Origin of the sequence: Salipiger abyssi, from assembly GCF_001975705.1 — a bacterium.
In the GTDB taxonomy this organism is placed as follows: domain Bacteria; phylum Pseudomonadota; class Alphaproteobacteria; order Rhodobacterales; family Rhodobacteraceae; genus Salipiger; species Salipiger abyssi.
The window spans coordinates 3,826,562-3,846,507 of sequence record NZ_CP015093.1; the positions used below are offsets into that span (position 1 = coordinate 3,826,562).

Consider the following 19,946-nt stretch of genomic DNA (forward strand, 5'->3'; position numbering starts at 1 on the left):
AACAAACGCCTCCTTCACGATCCCCCCAGATAAACAGCGGTGCAATTTCAGTTTGCCCGTACTGTCGGCAGGCCCACGCCGCCGCCTTGCGACCCATTGCTGTCCGAACCCCGCCTGACGGGCCCTTTCGGCCCGTCAGCGATCATACGCGGGCCCTTTCCGGCGGATCTCCGGACGCCGCCCTTATCCGATCAGCCCGCCGCCCGGTGCGACCGTCTCGTCGTAGTGGCGGCGCAGCCGTTGCAGCGCGATCCGCAGCACCACCTTGCCCGAACGCGCGGCCCAGCCCATGCGGCGCTCGGTGGTCTCCAGCCCCTCCAGATAGCAGCAGCATTGCAGCGCCACATCGCCCAGCCCCGGCCCCAGCTCGCGCAGCGCCGCGACGACACGGGCGCGCGCCGCCTCGGGGCCGCGCGCAATCTCGGAGCCCCGCCCGCCGTCGACGGCGCCGGTCAGGAACTGGTCCCAGTTCTGCGCCACGCGCGGGCCGATCTGCGCCAGCTCGAAATCCTCGCGCAGCCGCTCACCAGCGCGCACCAGATCGTCCGAGAGGAACGGCGCACCATCGCGGTCGCGCCGCCGTGCCAGCAGCACCAGCGGACTCTCGGTCACCAGGTTGCGCCGCCGTGCCTGCGGATCGGCATCCGCCGCCTGCATCGCCGCCTCGGCCTCGGCCGTGCTGCCAAAGCCCTGCTGCGCCTCGGCAAAGCCGCGCAGCTTGCTCTCCTGCTCGGCCAGAAGCTTGCTCAGCGCACCGCGCCCGGCGGCGGTGATGCGGTAGCGCGAGATGCGTCCGGGCGCGTCGCAGGCGATCCAGCCTTTCAGTGCCATCGCCTGGGCAATCGGCGCGTCCACCACGGCAGTGCGCCTTGAGCCGCCCTCGCCGGTGTCACGCACCACCACCGCCTTGTCCATTTCCGCTGCCACCGCCAGCACCGCGCCGCTTTCGCAAAGACGCCGCAGCACCCGCCGCGCCTCGCGCGCCAGCATCGCCGCATCGGGCGTCAGCTCATCCCGCAGAGGCTCTTTCATCCGCTTGAACTCCTTCTTGGGGTCTGTCCCCGCCGCGCCGGCGCGCAACCGGCCCAGTTGCCGCAGCGCGCCGTCCACCAGCGGGTCGTCGCGCAGGGTTTCGATCCGGCGCACCTGACGCAGCACCGTCGACGCGTGGCACCCCGCCAGACGCGCCAGTTTCCGAATGGCTTCACCGCCTTCGGTATGCGCGAGATAGTGTTTTGCGTCTTCCGGCACCCATGCGGGCAAACGCGTCGTAACATCTCTATTTGATTGGCAAATCATCTTTCCATGTCCCCTAGGTCAGTCGTGTTTTGCAGAGTTATCCCCAAGACCGCACAACCTTCGCGAGTGCCAGTTACCTGTTCGTTAACGTTTCCGTCGGAGCACCCAAATTAGCGACAATTTATAAACAATCATAAACGAACCGTTCTCATCGCCCGGGCGCCCCGCAACACCCTGAAAACCCGTGCAAGCATGGGCTCAGTTTCACCACTGGGGACCGGAAAACATGCAAGACATTCTCAGCCTGATGCAGACCCTTCGCCGCCCGCGCCTGCTTGTGCGCGCCGCCCGGATCGGGGCAGACGACTATCGCCGCGAGCAGCATCTGGGGCGCATTCTCGGAGTCGCGCCGCCCGCGCGCCACGCGCCGACAATCCTGAAACTGATGGAGATCGAGGCAGTGCTCGATGAACGCCGCCGCGCCTCGGATGGCGGCTATTCAGCGGCGCGCCATGTGGAGGTGCTGGCCGCGATGATGGGCGAGGCGCGTCAACTGCACGCGCATGCCTGATCCAGCGCCCCGCACGCATAAACGCGCGGGGCTGCCGAGATACTACATGAAGCTGTCGGGCACAGCGGCCTTTTTCTCTGCGACGAATGCGGCCAGCGCCTCGGCGGTGGCCGGGTCCATCTCCGGCTTCTGGTAGCTGTCGAGCAGCTTGCGCACTCGATCGGAGGCAAGCTGCATCGTGTCGCGCCCGCCCTCCTCGCTCCAGGTCTCGAAGGGCTTGTAATCGAGCAGCTCGGAGCGCCAGAACGCGGTCTTGAAATGCGCCTGAGTGTGCGCACAGCCAAGGTAATGCCCGCCCGGCCCCACCTCGCGCAGCGCGTCCATCGCCTGGGCGCTTTCGTCCACAGACACCCCCGCCGCCATCTTGTGCAGCACGCCGAGCTGATCCGCGTCCATGACGAATTTCTCGTAGGAGGCCACCAGCCCGCCTTCGAGCCAGCCGCAGGAATGCAGCATGAAGTTCACCCCCGCCAGCAAGCCGTTGTTGAGCGTGTTGGAAGTCTCGTAGGCGGCCTGCGCGTCGGGCAGTTTCGAGCCGTTGAACGAGCCCGCCGAACGGTACGGCAGCCCAAGCCGCCGCGCCAGTTGCCCCGCGCCATAGGTGATCTGCGCCGCTTCCGGCGTGCCGAAAGTGGGCGCGCCCGAATTCATGTCGATCGAGGTCACGAAGGCGCCGAAGATCACCGGCGCGCCCGGCCGCACAAGCTGGGAATAGGCCACGCCCGCCAGCACCTCGGCCAGCACCTGTGTCAGCGTGCCCGCCACCGAGACCGGCGCCATGGCCCCGCCGACGATGAAGGGCGAGATGATGCAGGCCTGATTGTTGGCGGCATAGACCTCCAGCGCGCCCATCATCACATCGTCGAAGGTCAGCGGCGAGTTGATATTGATGAGCGAGGTCATCACGGTGTTCTGCTGCACGAACGCCTCACCAAAGAGCACGCCGCACATGTCCACACTGTCCTGCGCCCGGCTCGGCTCGGTTACCGAGCCCATGAAGGGCTTGTCCGACAGCGTCATATGGGAATGCAGCATGTCGAGATGACGCTTGTTCACCGGAATGTCGGTGGGCTCGCAGACCGTGCCGCCGGAATGGTGCAGCCAGCGCGACATCTGCCCGAGCTTCACGAAGTTGCGGAAATCCTCCAGCGTGGCGTAGCGGCGCCCGCCCATGGCGTCATGCACGAAGGGCGGGCCGTAAACCGGCGCCAGCACCAGATTGCGCCCGCCGATCTCGACATTCTTGGCGGGGTTGCGCGCCACCTGGGTAAAGCGCGAGGGCGCCGTGGCGCAGAGCTTCCGCGCCAGGCCGCGCGGGATGCGCACGCGCTCGCCCTCGATCTCGGCACCGGCTTCCTTCCAGCGGGCCAGAGCGCCGGGGTTGTTGACGAAATTGACGCCGATCTCCTCCAGCACGATCTCGGCATTCTCTTCGATGACCTGCAAGGCCTCTTCGGTGAGCAGCTCGAAATCGGGGATATTGCGCTCGATATATTTCGCCGTCTCCACGACCGTCGAGCCACGCTCCGCGCGCCGTGCCGCGCCTCCGCCGCTTCTGCTCCGTCTGCGCGCCGATGCTTCCGCCATATGCCAACCTCGTCAGAATCCGGGCGCCCTCTGCCCCCGGCTTTCGCTGAGTCTAACCCGCCATGCGCCGCCGGATAGGCGCGATTGCGGCGCATGACGTGAAAAAGCGACATCCCCGGCGCCAGGGCGGCTTTGGGCGCTAACGAAAACAGGTGACACGAGACATTCCGAACATTTAATATAATGATTCTAGAATATCACTATTCCGCATCACTATTTCGCACAGGGCGGCGGGCCTCCGTTACGGGCCAGGAGGAGAACAAGAGACCACCCGCCGAGGGAGACGGCGGAACAGGGAGGGACATCCGATATGAGTTTCGATTTCACGCGCGGGCCGCTGGCCGGGGCGCTGGTCTTCTGCGCGCTTGGCGCAGGTCCGGCGCTGGCCACCAACGGCTATATCGCCAATGGCTATGGCGGCGCTTCCAAGGGCATGGCGGGGGCCGGCGTGGCGGTGCCCTCGGGCGTGCTGGGGCTGGCGCAGAACCCGGCGATGGGCCACAAGGTCGGCAATCAGGCGGGGCTCTGCCTCACCAATTTCTGGCCCGACCGCGAGGTCGAGGTGGCGCCCGGCGGGCCGCTCACCCCCGGCACGCATAAAAGCCGCAACGACTATTTCCTGATCCCCTGCGGCGGCGCCAACTGGGTGCTGAACGACCGCGTCGCCTTTGCCGCCTTCATGTTCGGCAATGGCGGCATGAACGCCGAATACGACACCAATTTCTTTGCCGGGCTCGGCGCCGGCTCCGCGCCGGTCGGGGTCAATCTGGAACAGGCCTTCATCAGCCTCAACCTGTCCTACCGGGCGAGCGAGACGGTCTCGGTGGGCCTCTCTCCGATCCTCGCGGTGCAGCGGTTCAGCGCCACCGGGCTCGAAGCCTTTGCCGGCATGTCCATCGACCCGGGCAATGTCACCGACCGAGAGGACGACTGGTCGACCGGGCTCGGCTACAATATCGGCGTGCTGTGGGAGCCCACGCCGCAGCTTGCCTTCGGTGCGGCCTACCGCTCGAAGATCGACATGGAAGCGTTTGACAAATATGCCGGACTCTTCGCAGGCGACGGCGATTTCGACGTGCCCGCCGTGGCCACCATCGGCATGGCCTGGACCCCGCAGACAGCGCCGAAATGGACCTTTACCGGAGAGTTCCAGCGCATCTTCTACAGCGACATACCCGCCATCGCCAATCCAAACGCCCCGCCCGACGGGCCGCTCGGCGCGGGTAATGGCGTGGGCTTCGGCTGGAAGGACATGGATGTCTGGCGCCTCGCCGCGATCTACCGGCATGACGAGAGATGGACCTTTCGCGGCGGCATCAGCCATTCCAGCAAGTTCATCGACGACAGCTCTGCGGTGATCAACGCGCTGACCCCGGCGACGCCGCAATGGCACGCCTCGCTCGGCGCCTCTTACCGCGTCAACGAGCGCTGGGGCATCACCGCCTCCTGGACCCACGCCTTCGAGAACGAGATCGAGGGCAGCAACCCGGCGCTCACCGGCGTGCCGCAGCCGGTGAAAATCCGCATGTCGCAGAACGAATTCGCCATCGGCGCCACCTATCGCTGGTGAGCGGCAAAGCCCCCGGCAGGACAAGCCGGGGGCGGCCTTAAGACGGTCTTCACGCCTGCCGGGGCATGATCCGCCCGGATTGCAGCCATCTGCGCACAGGAGAGATCATGCACCGATACCGCAAGGCCCTGGCGGCGCTCGCTCTCGCGCTCAGCGCCACCGGCGCGCTGGCGGAATCGGACCACGCCCCGGCCTCCCATGGCGCAGCACCCGGGACAACGCCGCAGGCCGCGAGTGGCGGCGAAATCTGCCAGGGCTTCGGCCCGCAGACCCCGCGCGACATCTCCAACCCGCACGGGCGCAACCCGGCGCGGTTCGAGCTGGCGCCGCCGCCGGAGAATCTCAACCTCTGCAACATCCACACCCATACGAATGCTGAACATATGGGGCCGGGCTTTTCGATCTACGCCGGCGCGGGCGAACATGGCGGGTTCAGATGCGCGGGCTCGGCGCGGCTCACCCCGGCAGAGCTCAGCCGCCCGCGCGGCGGCGCCCGGGTGTTCGAGGGCGTCGCCCCCGGCGACACGATCGAGGTGCACTGGGTCTATTCCTCCTGCGACGTCGCGCCGGGGCCGGGGCTCGGCGCCTGCCTGTCGGAGCGTTGCCAGAACCCGCAGCTGCGCGTCGAATCGCAGGTGTTTCTGGTGGTCAACGACCCCAATGCGCTGGATTTTCGCGATTTCATCTATTTCGGCACCATGCGGCAGGGGCTCTATCAGCCGCGCGCCCTGCCCACCGGCACCGGCCGCCCGGTAGAGTTTCGCGGCTCGACCACCGGCACGAGCTACAGCCAGCAGGTCTGTTCGCCGCTTCAGGTCACATGGTCGGTGCGCCCGCGCTGCGCCCGGCTCGACATCGCCACGCTCGACGCCTGGGCGGCGATGGGCAACGTGTTCGAGGAAAGCCACAGCCACGGCGTGCGCGCGCTGGTCACCGCCCCCGCGCTGCTGAGCCCGATGGACTGAGCGCCGCGCCGGGGTTTGACCGGTGCTGCGACACGTTGCACAATACCGCCGGAGGAGGCGCGCCGCAGCATAAGCGGCGCCCGGCGGGGAGGACGGACCATCGCACAGCAGAGCACCGGCGCACCCGCGCCGCGCAAGGATCTCGACAGTTCCGAAATGGGCGCCATCGCGCATCTCTACCGGGGCGAGGTCTATCGCAGTACCATCTGGCGCACCCGGCTCGACACCACGACCAACTGGGCGGTGGTGACGCTGGGCGTGGCGCTGTCGATCTCCTTTGCCTCGCCCGAGGCCTCGCCGCTGCCGCTGGTGCTGGTCGGCGTGCTGATCGTGTTCTTTCTCGTGCTCGAAGCCCGGCGCTACCGCTATTTCAACGTCTGGCGCGCCCGCGCGCGCTGGATGGAGACGCATTTCTACGCGCCGATGCTGTCCGAGGGCGATCTGCACATGGAGGACGACTGGCAGCGCGTGCTCGCCAACGACTACCTGCGCCCGCGTTACCATGTGCCCTTCATGGTCGCCATCGGCCGCCGCATCCGGCGCAACTATTTCTGGATCCTGCTGATCCAGACCCTCGCCTTCGCCGGCAAGATCGCGGTGCATCCCACCGAGGTGCAGAGCTTTGACGAGGCCATGCGCCGCGCCGATGTCGGCCCCCTGCCGGGCGAGCTGATGATGCTCATGGGCGTGATATATGTCTCGGTCTGCGGCGCCATCGCACTCTGGAGCAAGCGCGACGATCTGCGGCGCGGGCGGGCACGCGGGCGCGAAAAATCCGACTCCATGGGATAAGAATCATTGCATGTTAGCGCAATCAGTCATACCGAGCATCATCCTGAGCCAGATCAAGGCGACCGCGGCGGTTCCGCGGCATTATGTGGCTGGACAGCGTTCGGAGGATTCGGAAATGCACGCAGATGCCCCCATCGACATGCGCACCACACGGCTGATGGATTTCATCATGGACGCCGCGCTCGGCGGTGCCCTGGCCGCGTTCGTTCTGTCCGGCTCCGTTCTGCTGACGCTCGGCGTGCTTTGTGCCCTCTGGGCCGGCGGCATGACAGTGCTTGATCATATCTGATCACGTCGACACGCCGCGCCTCTTGCGCCGGCGCAAAACCGCCCCTAAAGCGTGCGCATGACCCAGCATGATCGCCTTCTCATCATCGATTTCGGTTCGCAGGTAACCCAGCTCATCGCGCGCCGCCTGCGCGAGCTGAATGTCTATTGCGAAATCCACCCCTATCAGAACGTCACCGACGCCTTCCTGAAAGAGTTCGCGCCGCGCGCGATCATCTTCTCCGGCGGGCCGGACAGCGTGACGCGCGAGGGCTCGCCGCGCCCGCCGCAGGCCGCCTATGAGCTGGGCGTGCCGATCCTCGGCATCTGCTATGGCCAGCAGGTGATGATGCAGGATCTCGGCGGCAAGGTGGAGGCCGGCCAGAGCCACACCGCCGAATTCGGCCGCGCCTATGTGACCCCCAAGGAAGAGCGCATCGACCTGCTCACCGGCTGGTTCCTCGACGGCACCGGGCGCGAGCAGGTCTGGATGAGCCACGGCGACCACGTCTCGGAACTCGCCCCGGGCTTTGCGGTCTACGCCACCTCGCCCGGCGCCCCCTTTGCGATCACCGCCGATCTGGGCCGCCGCTTCTACGCCGTACAGTTCCACCCGGAGGTGCACCACACCCCGAACGGCAAGACGCTTTACGAGAATTTCGTCCGCGATGCCGGGTTCAAGGGCGACTGGACGATGGACGCCTATCGCGAGGAGGCGGTGGCCAAGATCCGCGAGCAGATCGGCGACAAGAAGGTGATCTGCGCGCTTTCGGGCGGTGTCGACAGCTCGGTCGCGGCGGCGCTCATCCACGAGGCGGTGGGCGAGCAGCTCACCTGCGTCTTTGTCGATCACGGGCTGCTGCGGCTCAACGAGGCCGAAGAGGTCGTGGGCATGTTCCGCGATCACATGAACCTCTCGGTGATCCACGCGCAGGAGCAGGATCTGTTCCTCGGCGAGCTCGAAGGCGTTTCCGACCCCGAGACCAAGCGCAAGATCATCGGGCGGCTCTTTATCGACGTGTTCCAGAAATACGCCGACCAGATCGAGGGCGCAGAGTTCCTCGCCCAGGGCACGCTTTATCCCGATGTCATTGAATCGGTGAGCTTTTCCGGCGGACCCTCGGTCACCATCAAATCGCACCACAATGTCGGCGGCCTGCCCGAAAAGATGGGGCTGAAGCTGGTCGAGCCGCTGCGCGAGCTCTTCAAGGACGAGGTGCGCGCGCTGGGGCACGAGCTGGGCCTGCCGGCAAGCTTCATCGGCCGTCACCCCTTCCCCGGACCGGGCCTCGCCATCCGCTGCCCCGGCGAGATCACCCGCGACAAGCTGGAGATCCTGCGCAAGGCGGATGCGGTCTATATCGACCAGATCCGCAAGCATGGGCTTTACGACGAGATCTGGCAGGCCTTCGCCGCCATCCTGCCGATGCGCACCGTCGGCGTGATGGGCGACGGGCGCACCTACGATTACGCGCTGGCGCTGCGCGCGGTGACGAGCGTGGACGGCATGACCGCCGACTACTACCCGTTCAGCCACGAGTTCCTGGGCGAGACCTCGACCCGGATCATCAACGAGGTGAAGGGCATCAACCGGGTGTTCTACGATTGCACCTCGAAACCGCCGGGCACCATCGAGCTGGAGTGACCCGGGCGCCGCTTCGGGATCATTTGCACACAGACAATCCAAAAGCGCCTCGCACCCCTGGTGCGGGGCTTGTGATTCCCGCCTCGCCGACGCAAGGTCGCGCCGGCCCGAAAGGGCGAGGAGGAGCCATGGCCGAAATCCGACTGACAGGCACGATGACCTGCCCGCCCGAGCGGGCCGAGGCGGTGCGCGCCGCCCTGCCCGAGCATATTCGCCTGACACGCGCCGAACCGGGCTGCCTGCATTTCGACGTGACCGAAACCGCGCCCGGCCGCTTTGAGGTCTTTGAACGTTTTGCCGACCGCGCCGCCTTCGATGCGCATCAGGCCCGCGCCGGCGCCAGCGACTGGGCCCGCGTCACCGCCGGCTGCCCGCGCGACTACGAGATCACCGAAGCATGAGCCCGACCCTGAAAGCCGTGCTCTGGATGTCCGGGGCCATCGTCTCGTTTACCAGCATGGCCGTGGCCGGGCGCGAGGTCAGCCTCGATCTCGATACGTTCGAGATCCTGCTCTATCGCTCTCTGATCGGCGTGCTGATCGTGACCTCGGTGCTCTTTGCCACCGGGCGGCGGGACGAGATCTCCACCCGGCATTTCCGGCTGCATGTGATCCGCAACCTCAGCCATTTCGCCGGCCAGAACTTCTGGCTCTATGCGGTCACGGTGATTCCGCTGGCGCAGGTCTTTGCGCTGGAATTCACCTCGCCGCTCTGGGTCATCCTGCTGTCGCCGCTGGTGCTGGGCGAGCGGCTGACACCGAGCCGCGCCCTAGCGGCGGCGATGGGGTTCGTCGGTGTGCTCATCGTCGCGCGGCCCACGCCCGAGACCATCAATGCCGGGCTGATCTGCGCGGCGCTGGCGGCGGTGGGCTTTGCGGGCTCGGCGGTCTACACGCGCCGGCTTACCCGCAGCGTCAGCATCGGCTGCATCCTGTTCTGGCTGGCGGTGACGCAATCGGTCTTCGGCCTGATCTGCGCCGGGTTCGACGGCGATATCGCGTTGCCCGCCGCCACAAGCTGGCCCTGGGTTCTGCTGATCGCGGTGGCCGGGCTGGTGGCGCATTTCTGCCTGACGACCGCGCTCAGCCTCGCGCCGGCGCCGGTGGTGATGCCCATCGACTTCACCCGCCTTCCCGTTGTTGCGCTGGTGGGAATGGCACTCTATGGTGAGGCCTTGGATCCGTATGTTTTCATAGGTGCCGCCGTTATTTTCGGCGCCAATTACTACAACATCCTTCGCGAAACGCGCCCGCACTTCGCCGCGCCCGGTCAGTGACGTACCAGCGGCCAATGTATTTTATTGCGAGCGCACCCGCAGGCCGGTGAGACCCCGCGCCTGTGACGGTCCCGACGGGGGAGCGACGTTCTGGGAGAGGGCAGAATGAAATCGTCACTGATCGGGGCCGCAGCACTGGCTGTCGCGGGAAGCACGGCGCAGGCGGGCGGAATCGAGCGGTCGCCGCAATCTGCGATGATCCTTTACGAGACAGGCAATCTGCTGCAATTCAGCCTGGCTTATATCGAGCCGGAGCTGACCGGCGAGAACGTCTCGCCGCCCTTCCCGCCGCAGACGCTCGGCACGCTGACCGACAGTATCGTGCTGCCCACCTTCGCACTGAAATTCGATCTGTCCGAGCGGCTGGCACTGGCCTTTCGCTATGAAAAACCCTTTGGCGCCGATGTGACCTATGAGGACGGCAACGTGCCCTTCGGCGGCACCGTCGCGCAGGCGCATACCCAGTCACTTACTGCGCTGATGCGCTACCGGTTCAACGAGAATTTCAGCGTGTTCGGCGGGCTGCGCATGCAGCAGGCGGGCGGCAATATCGACCTGCGCGGCGCCGCCTATGGGCCGCTCAGCGGCTATTCGGTGGATCTCGACGATGCGGTGGGCCATGGCTACGTGCTTGGCGCCGCGTATGAAATTCCCGATATCGCACTGCGCGTGGCGCTCACCTACAATTCCGCGATCTCCCATGACATGAAATCGCACGAGACAGGGCCGCTGGTGGACCCGGACGGGCCCGGCCCGCTGCCGCCGATGCCACTGCTCAACGGAGTCAGCACCACCGAGGTGAAGACACCGGAAAGCTGGAACCTCGAATTCCAGACCGGCATCGCGCCCGATACGCTGCTCTTCGGCTCGGTGCTCTATGTCAAACACACGCAGTTCCGCGTCGATGCCGAAAGGTTCGTCGCGGTCGCGCAGGAAGGTCTGATCGACCTCGACGACACCACCACCTATACGCTGGGCCTCGGGCGCCGCTTCAACGACCGCGTGTCCGGCGCGGTGAGCGTGATCTACGAGGCGCCGGGCGACAAGCTGCTCTCGCCGCTCTCGCCCACCATCGGCTTTACCCAGCTGCGGCTGTCGGGGTCTTATGCGGTCAACGACAAGGTAACGCTGTCCGGCGGGCTCGGGCATATCTGGCTCGGCGACGGTCAGCCGCAGACCGGCGACACCGCCCGCGCCGATTTCACCGACAACACCGCATGGGCGCTGGGACTGCAACTCTCCTATCGTTTCTGACAGGGCGGGCACGGCCTGTTTGACGCCGCCTGTCCGCATGTTTACCTGTGTGGCCCGGACGAGTCAGAGGAGCCCCGCCGATGCGTTACGAAACCGCGAAGGATTGGCGTGCGGCCCCGCGCAAGCGCGTCGTGCTGTTTGCCATGTCCGGTCTGGGCAAAACCCATGTCTCCTCGATCCTGCGCGAGGGCGGAGACTGGTTCCACTACTCGATCGATTACCGCATCGGCACCCGCTACATGGGCGAATACATTGCCGACAATGCCAAGCGCGAGGCGATGAAGGTGCCCTTCCTGCGCGAGCTGCTGCTGACGGACTCGATCTATATCGGCGCCAATATGAGCTTTCACAATCTCAAGCCGGTTTCGGCCTATCTCGGCAAGCCCGGCGACCGGGACAAGGGCGGCCTGCCGATGGAGACCTATCTCCAGCGCCAGGAACAGTTCCGCCGCGCCGAAGAGCAGGCGCTGCTCGACACCAGCTTTTTCATCAACCGCGCCGAAGAGCTTTACGGCTATCCGCATTTCATCTGCGATACCGGCGGCTCGATCTGCGAATGGGTCGATCCCGAAGACCCCGAAGATCCGATTCTGACCGATCTCAGCAGCGAGGCGCTGATGGTCTGGATCCGCGGCAGCGAGACCCATACCGAAGAGCTGGTGGCACGGTTCGACAAGGCTCCCAAGCCGATGGCTTACCAGCCGGAATTCCTTGCCGACGCCTGGGCGCGCTATCTGCACGAGACCGGCGTGGCCGAATCCCGGGTCGACCCCGACGCCTTTATCCGCTGGGCCTATGCCCAGGCGCTGGCCCACCGCCAGCCGCGTTACGAGGCGATGGCGAAGAACTGGGGCGTCACGGTCGATGCCGCCGACATGGCCAGCGTGCGCGACGAGGCCGATTTCGTCGAGGCAATTGCCGCAGCCATGCCCGCCTGAGGCGCCCTCAGCAGGAGGAGATCACCTGCGCCAGCGCCCGCGACGAGCCGCGTAGCGTCGCATCTACCACCGCGATGCCGTCATAGGTCATCACCCGCACCCGCGACCCGCTTTGCAGCGCCTGAATCACCGGGGCGGAAAACGGCTGTGCCGATTCCGGCTGGTTGCGGCTGTTGGGGGCGAAACTCAGCGGAAAATCCTTCCCGTCCACCTCGACGATCATGCCGCGTTCACCCCCGTCGATGCCGATCACCCGCAGAAAGCTCTGCCCGCCGCCGCAGAAATAGTAGAGCCCGGTCTGTCCGCGGACGCCGTCGACCCCGGCATAGCCGACGCCCGCACCACTGCGCCCGGTCACCCATGCCTGGCTCGCATCCTGCGCCGGCTGTTGCCCGCCGCCCCCCGTGCAAGTGTCTCTGACACAAGCATTATACGCGGCACTGGCCGGATCGCCCTGCCCCGGCCCATAGAGGCAGGACCAGACACAGCGCTGTTCGTCGGAAATCTCGATCTGGGCGGCAACCACCGCCGGATAAATCAGACACATAGACAGAATGAACGGTTTCAACACCGGAGAACCTCCTACATTTCGTGCAATACATCCTGAGAGCCTAGCAGAGTTCCCGCGTCGCGTCCTGCCCCCTTGAGCCCTCACCGGCACGGGTCTACACCATGCATTCCGCAACCAGTGACAGAGACCTCCATGCCCATCATGCTGCCCTCCGACCTGCCCGCCTATGACATCCTCGACCGCGAGGGCGTCATGGTGATGTCAGAGGACAGCGCCTCGCGGCAGGATATCCGGCCGATCCGCATCGCGCTGCTCAACCTGATGCCGAAAAAGATCCAGACCGAGACGCAGTTCGCCCGGCTGATCGGCGCGACGCCGCTACAGATCGACTTTTCGCTGATCCGCATGACCGAGCATCAGACGCGCAACACCGCGCCCGAGCATATGGATGCGTTCTACCGCCCCTTCTCCGAGGTCGAGGCGACAGGCGAGACATTCGACGGGCTGATCATCACCGGCGCGCCGATCGAGCTGCTGGAGTTCGACGAGGTGAATTACTGGGACGAGCTGGTCCGCATCTTCGAATGGACCCAGACCCATGTGCATTCGACCTTTGGCGTTTGCTGGGGTGGCATGGCGATGATCAACTATTTCCACCAGGTGCCCAAGCATGCGCTCGATCACAAGGCGTTCGGCTGCATCAAGCACCGCAATCTCGATCCTTCCTCGCCCTTCCTGCGCGGCTTTTCCGACGAGTTCGTGATGCCCGTCTCGCGCTGGACCGAGATCCGCCGCTCCGAGGTCGAGGCTGCCGGGCTCTCGGTGCTGCTCGAGTCCGACGAGACCGGCCCGGCGCTGGTCGAGGATGCGTGTCACCGCGCGCTCTATATCTTCAACCATCTGGAATACGATTCCGGCACGCTGAAGGAAGAGTACGACCGTGACGTGCTGGCGGGCAAACCGATCAACGTCCCGGCGAATTACTACCCCGACGACGATCCCAGCCGGACGCCGCGCAACCGCTGGCGCAGCCACGCGCATCTGCTTTACGGCAACTGGATCAACGAGATCTACCAGACCACGCCCTTCGACCCCGCCCGCATCGGTCTGGAAAAGACCGACTGGCGCCGCATCCTGGCGCCCTGAGCGGTGGCGCTGAAGCTGCTGATCGGCTTTGTCGCGCTGGCGGTCCTGCTGGCCGCCGCCACGCTCTGGACCGCCGCGCGCCGTGAGGCGCAGGCCGAGCGCAGCCACCCGCCCGAGGGCCGCTTTGTCGAGGTCGACGGCCACAAGGTCCATTACGTCATGCGCGGCTCCGGCCCCGATCTGGTGCTGATCCACGGCGCCAGCGGCAGCCTGCGCGACTGGAGCTTCGAGGCCATCGACCGGCTCAGCCGCGACTACCGCGTCATCGCCTTCGACCGCCCCGGCCTCGGCTACACGCCGCGGCTGGACGCGGACGGCGCGTCGCTGCGCGAGCAGGCGGCGCTGCTCGCGGCGGCGGCGGACAGGCTCTGCGCCGAGCGGCCCATCGTGCTCGGCCAGTCCTATGGCGGCGCGGTGGCGCTGGCCTGGGCGGTGCAGCGGCCGAAACGGGTCGCGGCGCTGGTGCTGCTGGCGGCGGCCTCGCATCCCTGGGACACGCCACTGCCGCGCTTCTAAAAACTAACCTCCGGGCCGCTGGCGCCGGTGCTCGTGCCGCTGCTCACCGCCTGGGTGCCCGACCGCGTGGTCGAGGAGGCCATCGCCGAGGTCTTTGCGCCGCAGGCACCGCCGCCGGGCTATGCCGAGCATATCGGCGCAGGCCTCACCCTGCGCCGCGACAGCCTGCGCGAAAACGCCCTGCAACGGGCCGGCCTGCTGGGCGAGATCGAGGAGCTGCACAAGCAGTACCCGCGCCTCACCCTGCCCATCGAGGCGGTGCATGGCAGCGCCGACACCACCGTCGGCCTGCCGATCCATTCCGCGCCACTCGCCCGCCGCGTGCATGCCGCGCGGCTGACCATCCTGCCCGGCATCGGTCACGCCCCGCAGCATGTGGCCAGTGCCGAAATGGATGCCGCCATCGCCCGCGCCGCCACACGCGCGGGTTTGCGTTAATCGCTTTCACATCCCATATTGCAGTACAAAACAACGAGTAGGACCTTCACCTTGACCCTGCCCTTCGACGGCGCCATCAGCGCCTTTTTCGAGAACGACGCGCCGGAAGAGATCCGCAACACGCTGAAGCGCGCCGACAAGGACGAGATCCTCTCCAGCTCCTACCCCTATTCCGAGGAGATGAAGAAAAAGGCCTATCAGAAAGAGATGGATGCGCTCCAGATCGAACTGGTCAAGATGCAGCGCTGGGCCAAAGCCACCGGCCAACGCGTCGCCATGGTCTTCGAGGGCCGCGACGCCGCCGGCAAGGGCGGCACGATCAAGCGCTTTCGCGAAAACCTCAACCCGCGCGGCGCCCGGGTGGTGGCGCTGTCGAAACCCTCCGATACCGAGGCGACGCAATGGTATTTCCAGCGCTATATCGACCATCTGCCGGCGGGCGGCGAGATCGTTTTCTACGACCGCAGTTGGTACAATCGCGGCGTGGTGGAAAAGGTCTTCGATTTCTGCACCGAGGCGCAGCGCGAGCATTTCTTCGCCCAGGTGGTGGAGTTCGAGAAGATGCTGGTGGAGGAGGGCATCCGCGTCTTCAAGTTCTGGCTCAATGTCGGCCGCGCCGAACAGCTCCGCCGCTTCATGGACCGCGAACGCGATCCGCTGAAACAGTGGAAACTGAGCTGGATCGATGTCGAGGGGCTGAAGAAATGGGACGCCTACAGCGCCGCGATTTCCGAGACGCTCTCGCGCTCGCATTGCCCCGAGGCGCCCTGGACGGTGATCCGCTCCGATGACAAGAAACGCGCCCGACTGGCGGCGATCCGCCATGTGCTGAGCCATCTCGATTACGAGAACAAGGACGAGAAGGCGGTGGGCGCGACGGATACCAAAATCGCCGGGGGCCCCGAGCTCTGGGAAAGCTGATGGGCAAGCGCGGCTATCATCACGGCAATCTGCGCCAGGCGCTCGTCGATGCGGCGCTGGCGCTGATCGAGCAGAAGGGGCCGACCGGCTTCACCCTGTCCGAGGCGGCGAAACAGGCCGGCGTCACCCCGGCGGCGGTCTATCGCCATTTCGCCGGGCGCGAGGATCTGATCGCCGAGGCCGCCCGCCAGGGCTATGCGATCTTCGCCGATGTGATGCAATACGCCTATGACAAGGGCCAGCCCTCGGCGCTGGCCGCCTTCGAGGCCACGGGCCGCGCCTATCTCGCCTTCGCGCGCAAATATCCCGGCCATTACATCGCCATGTTCGAAAGCGGCATCTCGGTGAACCATTCGCCCGAGCTGGCCGCGGTCTCGGCCCGCGCCCGCGGCGTGCAGGAACGCGCCGCCGCCGAGCTGTCGCAACATATCCCGCCCGGCAAACGCCCGCCGCCCACCATGGTCTCGGCGCATATCTGGGCGCTCTCCCACGGCGTGGTCGAGCTTTTCGCCCGCAACTCGCCCGGCACCCAGTCGCCTTTCCCGCCCGAAGCGCTGCTCGAATCCGGCATCGGCATCTATCTGCGCGGTCTCGGACTGCTGCCGCCCGACACCTGAGGGCTTGGCGCCGCGCCCGGACGCCTGTAGGTCTTCCATTGGCCCTGAAATATCCCGGGGAGTCACGGCCCCGCCGTGACGGGGCAGCGCCCCAACCCGGCCCGACCGTCAAAGCCCGCGACATGCCCCAGAAGACCTTCCTGCTCTGCCCCGGCGCCTCGAAATCCGGCACCACCTGGATCCGCACCTATCTCGGCGCTGCCGAAGGCGCCGATATGGGCCCGCTTGGCGAGATGCAGGTCTGGGATGCGGCCACGGTGCCGGAAAAGGCGCATTTCCTCATGCCCTGCCCGCCCGCCTTCCGCCGCGTGCAATTCGCGTTGGCCCGCCGCCTCGGCCTGCCCCTGCGCGGCAAGGAGCTGCGCTGGTTTCTGCAACAGGATCTGACGCGCTACATCCCCTATTTCACCGGGCTGCTCGCCCGTCCGGGGATCGGTCTCACCGGCGACGTGACCCCGGGCTATGCCGCGCTCTCCGCAGACACGCTGCGCCGCATCGACGAGGGCTTTGCCGCCGAGGGCGTGACGGTGAAAACCGTCTTCACCCTGCGCGACCCGATCGAACGCGCCTGGTCGCTGCTCAAGATGTATCGCCGCAAGAGCAGGCTCTCGGAGGATCTCTCCGACCGCGAGGCATTCCTTGCGATCTTCGCCCCCGGCGGTCGCGGCACCACCGACCCGGACTATCACGTCACGCTGACGCGGCTCGACGAGGTATTCCCGAAAAACCGCCAGTTCGTCACGCTTTACGAGACGCTCTTCACGCCGGAGACGATCACAGCGCTCTCCGCCTATATCGGCATTGCCGCCCGTCCCGAGGCCGGCGGCGCTGCGGTCAACGCCGCCGGCGACCGCAGCGCGCTGCCCGCAGGGCTGGCAGAGCAGGTCTTCCCGAGCTTTGCGAAAGACTATGAGACCGTGCTGAAACGGCTGCCCCAGGCGGAAACGCTCTGGCCGCACGCGCATCTGCTCTGACCCCGCGCCGGCAGAGATTTTTCGTACGAAAAATCTCAAGCCCCCCGGCAAATGCAAAAGGGCCGCCCCAGCGGGCGGCCCTTCGCAATTCCGTATCGCAGAAATATCAGCGCTTCGAGAACTGGAAGCTGCGGCGCGCCTTGCGCTTACCGAATTTCTTCCGCTCGACCACACGGCTGTCGCGGGTCAGGAAGCCTGCCGCTTTCAGCGCGCCGCGCAGCGACGGATCGTAAAGCTGGAGCGCTTTCGAGATACCGTGCTTGACCGCGCCGGCCTGACCGGAGAGGCCACCGCCCTTGACGGTCGCCATCACGTCGAACTGGTCCTCAACACCGGCCACGGTGAAGGGCTGGCGCAGGATCATCTGCAGCACCGGACGGGCGAAATAGGTGTTCAGCTCCTTGCCGTTCACCGTCACCTTGCCCGAACCCGGCTTGATCCAGACGCGGGCAACCGCGTCCTTCCGCTTGCCGGTGGCATAGGAGCGGCCCAGCTCGTCGCGGACGGGCTCGCGGGGTTCTTCGAGGATTTCCGGGGCGGCTTCGATGCCTGCGGCGGAACCCAGTTCTTCCAGAGAGTTGATCTGTTCGGCCATGATTACACCCGGGTGTTCTTTTTGTTCATCGACTTGACGTCCAGCACATCCGGCGTCTGCGCCTCGTGCGGATGCTCGGCGCCGGCATAGATGCGCAGGTTGGTCAGCTGCTGGCGCGCCAGACGGTTGCCCGGCAGCATGCGCTTGACGGCCTGGAAGACCACCCGCTCGGGATGCGCGCCTTCGAGGATCTGGGCCTTGGTGCGGGACTTGATGCCGCCCGGGTGGCCGGTATGCCAGTAGAAGTTTTCCTCACGCTTCTTGCCGGTCATCTGCACCTTGTCGGCGTTGATGACGATGACATTGTCGCCCATATCCATATGGGGCGTGAAGGTGGCCTTGTGCTTGCCACGCAGACGCATGGCGACGATCGAAGCGAGACGGCCGAGAACGACGCCTTCCGCGTCGATCACGATCCATTTCTTCTCGATGTCTGCCGGAGTCGCAGAGAAGGTTTTCATCGTGGGTGCCCTTGAGCTTGTAGTGACGGGGCCCGTGCGGGGGCCCGAATTCCGATTGCGCGGTTATACGCGCCGGGAAACGCCAGTCAAGGGACACATATCCGAATTATAAAAGCAAAAACAGTCACTTAAAATTATGGTATCAATATACCCCAAATTTCAGGGTAGTTTTCAGACCAAAATCTGCTCCGGCGGGTTGTCGAGCAGCCGGCGCAGCCGCGCCAGTGCCGCCTCGAAATCCGCCAGCGCCACCTGGGCGTTCATGCCGATGCGCACCGCATGCGGGGCAAAGCCGTTGCGCGGGGCGAAATCCTCGCCCGGGCGCACCTGCACCCCCTGCGCCTCGGCGGCGCGGCAGAAGGCGGCGGCGCGCCAGCCCGGCGGCAGCCGCAGCCAGACAAAGGGCGCGTGCTCGTGCCAGCTCAGATCGTGTCCGCCCAGCACATTCAGCGTCGCGCGCACATAGACGGCATTGCGCCGGCGCACCGAGCGCACGATCTCGCGGGTCTCGTCACGCGACAGCAGATACTCCGTCAGATCCGCCAGCGGTCGCGCCAGGCCGAAAAACCCGTTCTCCGCCACCCGGCGCAGCTCGGCCCGGCGCGATTGCGGCGCGATGGCGAAACCGATGCGCAGCGCCGGCGTCAGCGTCTTGGAGATCGAGGAAACGAACCAGCCATGCTCGGGCAGCAGTGCGCGATAGGTGGCGTCGCGGCTCTCGCCGAGAAAGGTGCAATCGTCCTCGAGAATGTCGAAGCCGCCGCGCCGCGCCGCATCGGCGATCTCGCGGCGGCGTTTCGGCGGGGTGACCAGCGTGGTGGGATTGTGCAGCTCCGGCGAGGTGCAGAGCAGCTGTGCCTCGTGGCGCCGGGCGATCTCGGCCAGGGCGGAGGGTACAATACCGTATTCATCCATCGGGACCGATACAATCTCGGCCCGCATCAGCTCGGCGGCGCGGCGAAAGCCGGGATAGGCCAGCTCCTCGACCAGAACCACCGGGCGGCGACCGCGCAGCACCGCCTGCATGACCAGCGAGATCGCGCTCTGCGCCCCGTGCGACAGCACCACATCCTCATGCTGAAGCGCCCCCAGCGGCACCCCGCCGAGCCAGCCGACCACCGCCTTGCGGGCCGGCGCGAAGGCGCGCGCCGAGGGGTATTCGAGCAGCGCGCCCGCCGGGCGCTCCGCGAGCTGCGCGAGCCCCTCGTGGATCATTGCAACCTGCCCCAGATCCGGCAGCCTTGCGGTGAAAAGATTGACCATTTCGCCGCCATCCTCGGCATGGCCATGCGGCGAGGACTGGTAGAGCGGCGGGCGCGGCTCCTCGGTGCCGCCGACAAAGGTACCGCGCCCGACCTCGGCGATCAGCACCTCTTCATCGGTCAGGATCGTGTAGGCCCGCGCCACGGTGCCCGGCGTCATGCCCAGCCGCCAGGCCAGATCGCGCACCGGCGGCAGCCGCGTGCCCACGCTCAGCACGCCCTCGGCAATGCCCTGACGCAGCGCCGCGGCCAGTGCCCGGTATTTCGGCCCACCGTTCTGCGTGTCATACAACGCAGATATTGTATCGGTCACAATGTTTTTCTCGACGCTCATTTAGACAGAATGTATCAAGACGCCACGTAAAGCAAGGACATTGTACCAATACAATACTGGAGACGAC

Annotated in this window: 22 protein-coding genes; 16 read left to right on the plus strand and 6 right to left on the minus strand. The window is 66.0% G+C overall.

Going from position 1 to position 19,946, the window contains the following annotated elements:
• Positions 1 to 183: 183 nt before the first annotated feature.
• The gene (locus Ga0080574_RS22190; protein WP_076704741.1) at positions 184 to 1,299 is read right to left on the minus strand and encodes a DUF6456 domain-containing protein; all 1,116 of its coding nucleotides are present in this window, start codon (positions 1,297 to 1,299) and stop codon (positions 184 to 186) included.
• 226 nt (positions 1,300 to 1,525) lie between these two features.
• Between Ga0080574_RS22190 and Ga0080574_RS22195 the strand changes: the two genes are divergently transcribed.
• Positions 1,526 to 1,810: a DUF6477 family protein gene (locus Ga0080574_RS22195; protein WP_076704743.1), complete on the plus strand. Its 285-nt coding sequence runs from the start codon at positions 1,526 to 1,528 to the stop codon at positions 1,808 to 1,810.
• Between the two features lie 42 nt (positions 1,811 to 1,852).
• Here Ga0080574_RS22195 and Ga0080574_RS22200 read toward each other — a convergent pair whose 3' ends face one another.
• Complete coding sequence (locus tag Ga0080574_RS22200) at positions 1,853 to 3,397, minus strand: trimethylamine methyltransferase family protein (protein ID WP_076704745.1); 1,545 nt, start codon at positions 3,395 to 3,397, stop codon at positions 1,853 to 1,855.
• Between the two features lie 310 nt (positions 3,398 to 3,707).
• Between Ga0080574_RS22200 and Ga0080574_RS22205 the strand changes: the two genes are divergently transcribed.
• The 9 genes from Ga0080574_RS22205 (at position 3,708) to Ga0080574_RS22240 (ending at position 12,104) form a co-directional block, all read left to right on the plus strand.
• Positions 3,708 to 4,967 carry an OmpP1/FadL family transporter gene (locus Ga0080574_RS22205; RefSeq protein WP_076704748.1) on the plus strand — a complete coding sequence of 420 codons (1,260 nt, stop codon included), beginning with the start codon at positions 3,708 to 3,710 and terminating at the stop codon, positions 4,965 to 4,967.
• 107 nt (positions 4,968 to 5,074) lie between these two features.
• A complete protein-coding gene (locus Ga0080574_RS22210; protein ID WP_076704750.1) occupies positions 5,075 to 5,932 on the plus strand; it encodes a delta-class carbonic anhydrase in 858 nt (285 codons plus the stop codon).
• Between the two features lie 156 nt (positions 5,933 to 6,088).
• A complete protein-coding gene (locus tag Ga0080574_RS22215) occupies positions 6,089 to 6,724 on the plus strand; it encodes a DUF2270 domain-containing protein (RefSeq protein WP_076704752.1) in 636 nt (211 codons plus the stop codon).
• A gap of 10 nt (positions 6,725 to 6,734) precedes the next feature.
• Entirely contained in the window at positions 6,735 to 7,013 is a 279-nt protein-coding gene (locus Ga0080574_RS26070; RefSeq protein WP_156876429.1) for a hypothetical protein, read from the plus strand.
• A 51-nt stretch (positions 7,014 to 7,064) separates the two neighbouring features.
• Positions 7,065 to 8,636, plus strand: coding sequence for a glutamine-hydrolyzing GMP synthase (gene guaA, locus Ga0080574_RS22220; protein ID WP_156876430.1), 1,572 nt, complete (start codon positions 7,065 to 7,067; stop codon positions 8,634 to 8,636).
• A gap of 128 nt (positions 8,637 to 8,764) precedes the next feature.
• Positions 8,765 to 9,037, plus strand: a complete 273-nt coding sequence (locus Ga0080574_RS22225) for a putative quinol monooxygenase (protein WP_076704761.1) — start codon at positions 8,765 to 8,767, stop codon at positions 9,035 to 9,037.
• Positions 9,034 to 9,912, plus strand: coding sequence for a DMT family transporter (locus Ga0080574_RS22230; RefSeq protein ID WP_076704763.1), 879 nt, complete (start codon positions 9,034 to 9,036; stop codon positions 9,910 to 9,912). Before Ga0080574_RS22225 ends, Ga0080574_RS22230 begins: the two co-directional genes overlap by 4 nt.
• 105 nt (positions 9,913 to 10,017) lie before the next feature.
• Positions 10,018 to 11,166, plus strand: a complete 1,149-nt coding sequence (locus tag Ga0080574_RS22235; protein WP_076704765.1) for an OmpP1/FadL family transporter — start codon at positions 10,018 to 10,020, stop codon at positions 11,164 to 11,166.
• A gap of 80 nt (positions 11,167 to 11,246) precedes the next feature.
• Entirely contained in the window at positions 11,247 to 12,104 is an 858-nt protein-coding gene (locus Ga0080574_RS22240; protein WP_076704767.1) for an ATPase, read from the plus strand.
• 7 nt (positions 12,105 to 12,111) lie between these two features.
• Here Ga0080574_RS22240 and Ga0080574_RS22245 read toward each other — a convergent pair whose 3' ends face one another.
• Positions 12,112 to 12,672 (minus strand): hypothetical protein, encoded by a 561-nt coding sequence (locus Ga0080574_RS22245; protein WP_198039758.1) that lies wholly within the window; start codon positions 12,670 to 12,672, stop codon positions 12,112 to 12,114.
• Positions 12,673 to 12,807: 135 nt separating this feature from the next.
• On the opposite strand from Ga0080574_RS22245, the gene Ga0080574_RS22250 reads away from it, so the two are divergent.
• From Ga0080574_RS22250 to Ga0080574_RS22270, 6 genes are all read left to right on the plus strand, one after another.
• A complete protein-coding gene (locus Ga0080574_RS22250; RefSeq protein WP_076704771.1) occupies positions 12,808 to 13,761 on the plus strand; it encodes a homoserine O-succinyltransferase in 954 nt (317 codons plus the stop codon).
• 3 nt (positions 13,762 to 13,764) lie between these two features.
• Positions 13,765 to 14,277: an alpha/beta fold hydrolase gene (locus Ga0080574_RS26865; protein ID WP_335743514.1), complete on the plus strand. Its 513-nt coding sequence runs from the start codon at positions 13,765 to 13,767 to the stop codon at positions 14,275 to 14,277.
• Positions 14,278 to 14,310: 33 nt separating this feature from the next.
• The gene (locus Ga0080574_RS26870; RefSeq protein WP_335743515.1) at positions 14,311 to 14,715 is read left to right on the plus strand and encodes an alpha/beta fold hydrolase; all 405 of its coding nucleotides are present in this window, start codon (positions 14,311 to 14,313) and stop codon (positions 14,713 to 14,715) included.
• Between the two features lie 51 nt (positions 14,716 to 14,766).
• On the plus strand, positions 14,767 to 15,636 hold the full coding sequence (gene ppk2, locus Ga0080574_RS22260) for a polyphosphate kinase 2 (RefSeq protein ID WP_076704773.1): 870 nt from the start codon (positions 14,767 to 14,769) through the stop codon (positions 15,634 to 15,636).
• A complete protein-coding gene (locus tag Ga0080574_RS22265) occupies positions 15,636 to 16,253 on the plus strand; it encodes a TetR/AcrR family transcriptional regulator (RefSeq protein WP_076704782.1) in 618 nt (205 codons plus the stop codon). The genes ppk2 and Ga0080574_RS22265 overlap by 1 nt, the downstream gene beginning before the upstream one ends.
• Positions 16,254 to 16,375: 122 nt before the next feature.
• Positions 16,376 to 17,227: a sulfotransferase family protein gene (locus Ga0080574_RS22270; protein WP_076704784.1), complete on the plus strand. Its 852-nt coding sequence runs from the start codon at positions 16,376 to 16,378 to the stop codon at positions 17,225 to 17,227.
• A gap of 106 nt (positions 17,228 to 17,333) precedes the next feature.
• On the opposite strand, the gene rpsI is transcribed toward Ga0080574_RS22270, so the two are convergent.
• The 3 genes from rpsI to Ga0080574_RS22285 form a co-directional block, all read right to left on the minus strand.
• Positions 17,334 to 17,822: a 30S ribosomal protein S9 gene (gene rpsI, locus Ga0080574_RS22275; protein ID WP_076704786.1), complete on the minus strand. Its 489-nt coding sequence runs from the start codon at positions 17,820 to 17,822 to the stop codon at positions 17,334 to 17,336.
• A 2-nt stretch (positions 17,823 to 17,824) separates the two neighbouring features.
• Positions 17,825 to 18,283 (minus strand): 50S ribosomal protein L13, encoded by a 459-nt coding sequence (gene rplM, locus Ga0080574_RS22280; RefSeq protein WP_076704788.1) that lies wholly within the window; start codon positions 18,281 to 18,283, stop codon positions 17,825 to 17,827.
• Positions 18,284 to 18,454: 171 nt separating this feature from the next.
• Positions 18,455 to 19,879 carry an aminotransferase-like domain-containing protein gene (locus Ga0080574_RS22285; protein ID WP_083716925.1) on the minus strand — a complete coding sequence of 475 codons (1,425 nt, stop codon included), beginning with the start codon at positions 19,877 to 19,879 and terminating at the stop codon, positions 18,455 to 18,457.
• Positions 19,880 to 19,946 lie beyond the last annotated feature (67 nt).

Bases quoted from the DNA above. Each gene is read 5' to 3' on its own strand.
- rpsI (WP_076704786.1), bottom strand. From the start codon at position 17,822: ATGGCCGAACAGATCAACTCTCTGGAAGAACTGGGTTCCGCCGCAGGC.
- Ga0080574_RS22265 (WP_076704782.1), top strand. From the start codon at position 15,636: ATGGGCAAGCGCGGCTATCATCACGGCAATCTGCGCCAGGCGCTCGTC.
- Ga0080574_RS22250 (WP_076704771.1), top strand. From the start codon at position 12,808: ATGCCCATCATGCTGCCCTCCGACCTGCCCGCCTATGACATCCTCGAC.
- Ga0080574_RS22285 (WP_083716925.1), bottom strand. From the start codon at position 19,879: ATGAGCGTCGAGAAAAACATTGTGACCGATACAATATCTGCGTTGTAT.
- Ga0080574_RS22205 (WP_076704748.1), top strand. From the start codon at position 3,708: ATGAGTTTCGATTTCACGCGCGGGCCGCTGGCCGGGGCGCTGGTCTTC.
- Ga0080574_RS22240 (WP_076704767.1), top strand. From the start codon at position 11,247: ATGCGTTACGAAACCGCGAAGGATTGGCGTGCGGCCCCGCGCAAGCGC.
- Ga0080574_RS22225 (WP_076704761.1), top strand. From the start codon at position 8,765: ATGGCCGAAATCCGACTGACAGGCACGATGACCTGCCCGCCCGAGCGG.
- Ga0080574_RS22200 (WP_076704745.1), bottom strand. From the start codon at position 3,397: ATGGCGGAAGCATCGGCGCGCAGACGGAGCAGAAGCGGCGGAGGCGCG.
- rplM (WP_076704788.1), bottom strand. From the start codon at position 18,283: ATGAAAACCTTCTCTGCGACTCCGGCAGACATCGAGAAGAAATGGATC.
- Ga0080574_RS22215 (WP_076704752.1), top strand. From the start codon at position 6,089: ATGGGCGCCATCGCGCATCTCTACCGGGGCGAGGTCTATCGCAGTACC.
- Ga0080574_RS22230 (WP_076704763.1), top strand. From the start codon at position 9,034: ATGAGCCCGACCCTGAAAGCCGTGCTCTGGATGTCCGGGGCCATCGTC.
- Ga0080574_RS22190 (WP_076704741.1), bottom strand. From the start codon at position 1,299: ATGATTTGCCAATCAAATAGAGATGTTACGACGCGTTTGCCCGCATGG.
- Ga0080574_RS22235 (WP_076704765.1), top strand. From the start codon at position 10,018: ATGAAATCGTCACTGATCGGGGCCGCAGCACTGGCTGTCGCGGGAAGC.
- Ga0080574_RS26070 (WP_156876429.1), top strand. From the start codon at position 6,735: ATGTTAGCGCAATCAGTCATACCGAGCATCATCCTGAGCCAGATCAAG.
- Ga0080574_RS22210 (WP_076704750.1), top strand. From the start codon at position 5,075: ATGCACCGATACCGCAAGGCCCTGGCGGCGCTCGCTCTCGCGCTCAGC.
- Ga0080574_RS22195 (WP_076704743.1), top strand. From the start codon at position 1,526: ATGCAAGACATTCTCAGCCTGATGCAGACCCTTCGCCGCCCGCGCCTG.
- Ga0080574_RS22270 (WP_076704784.1), top strand. From the start codon at position 16,376: ATGCCCCAGAAGACCTTCCTGCTCTGCCCCGGCGCCTCGAAATCCGGC.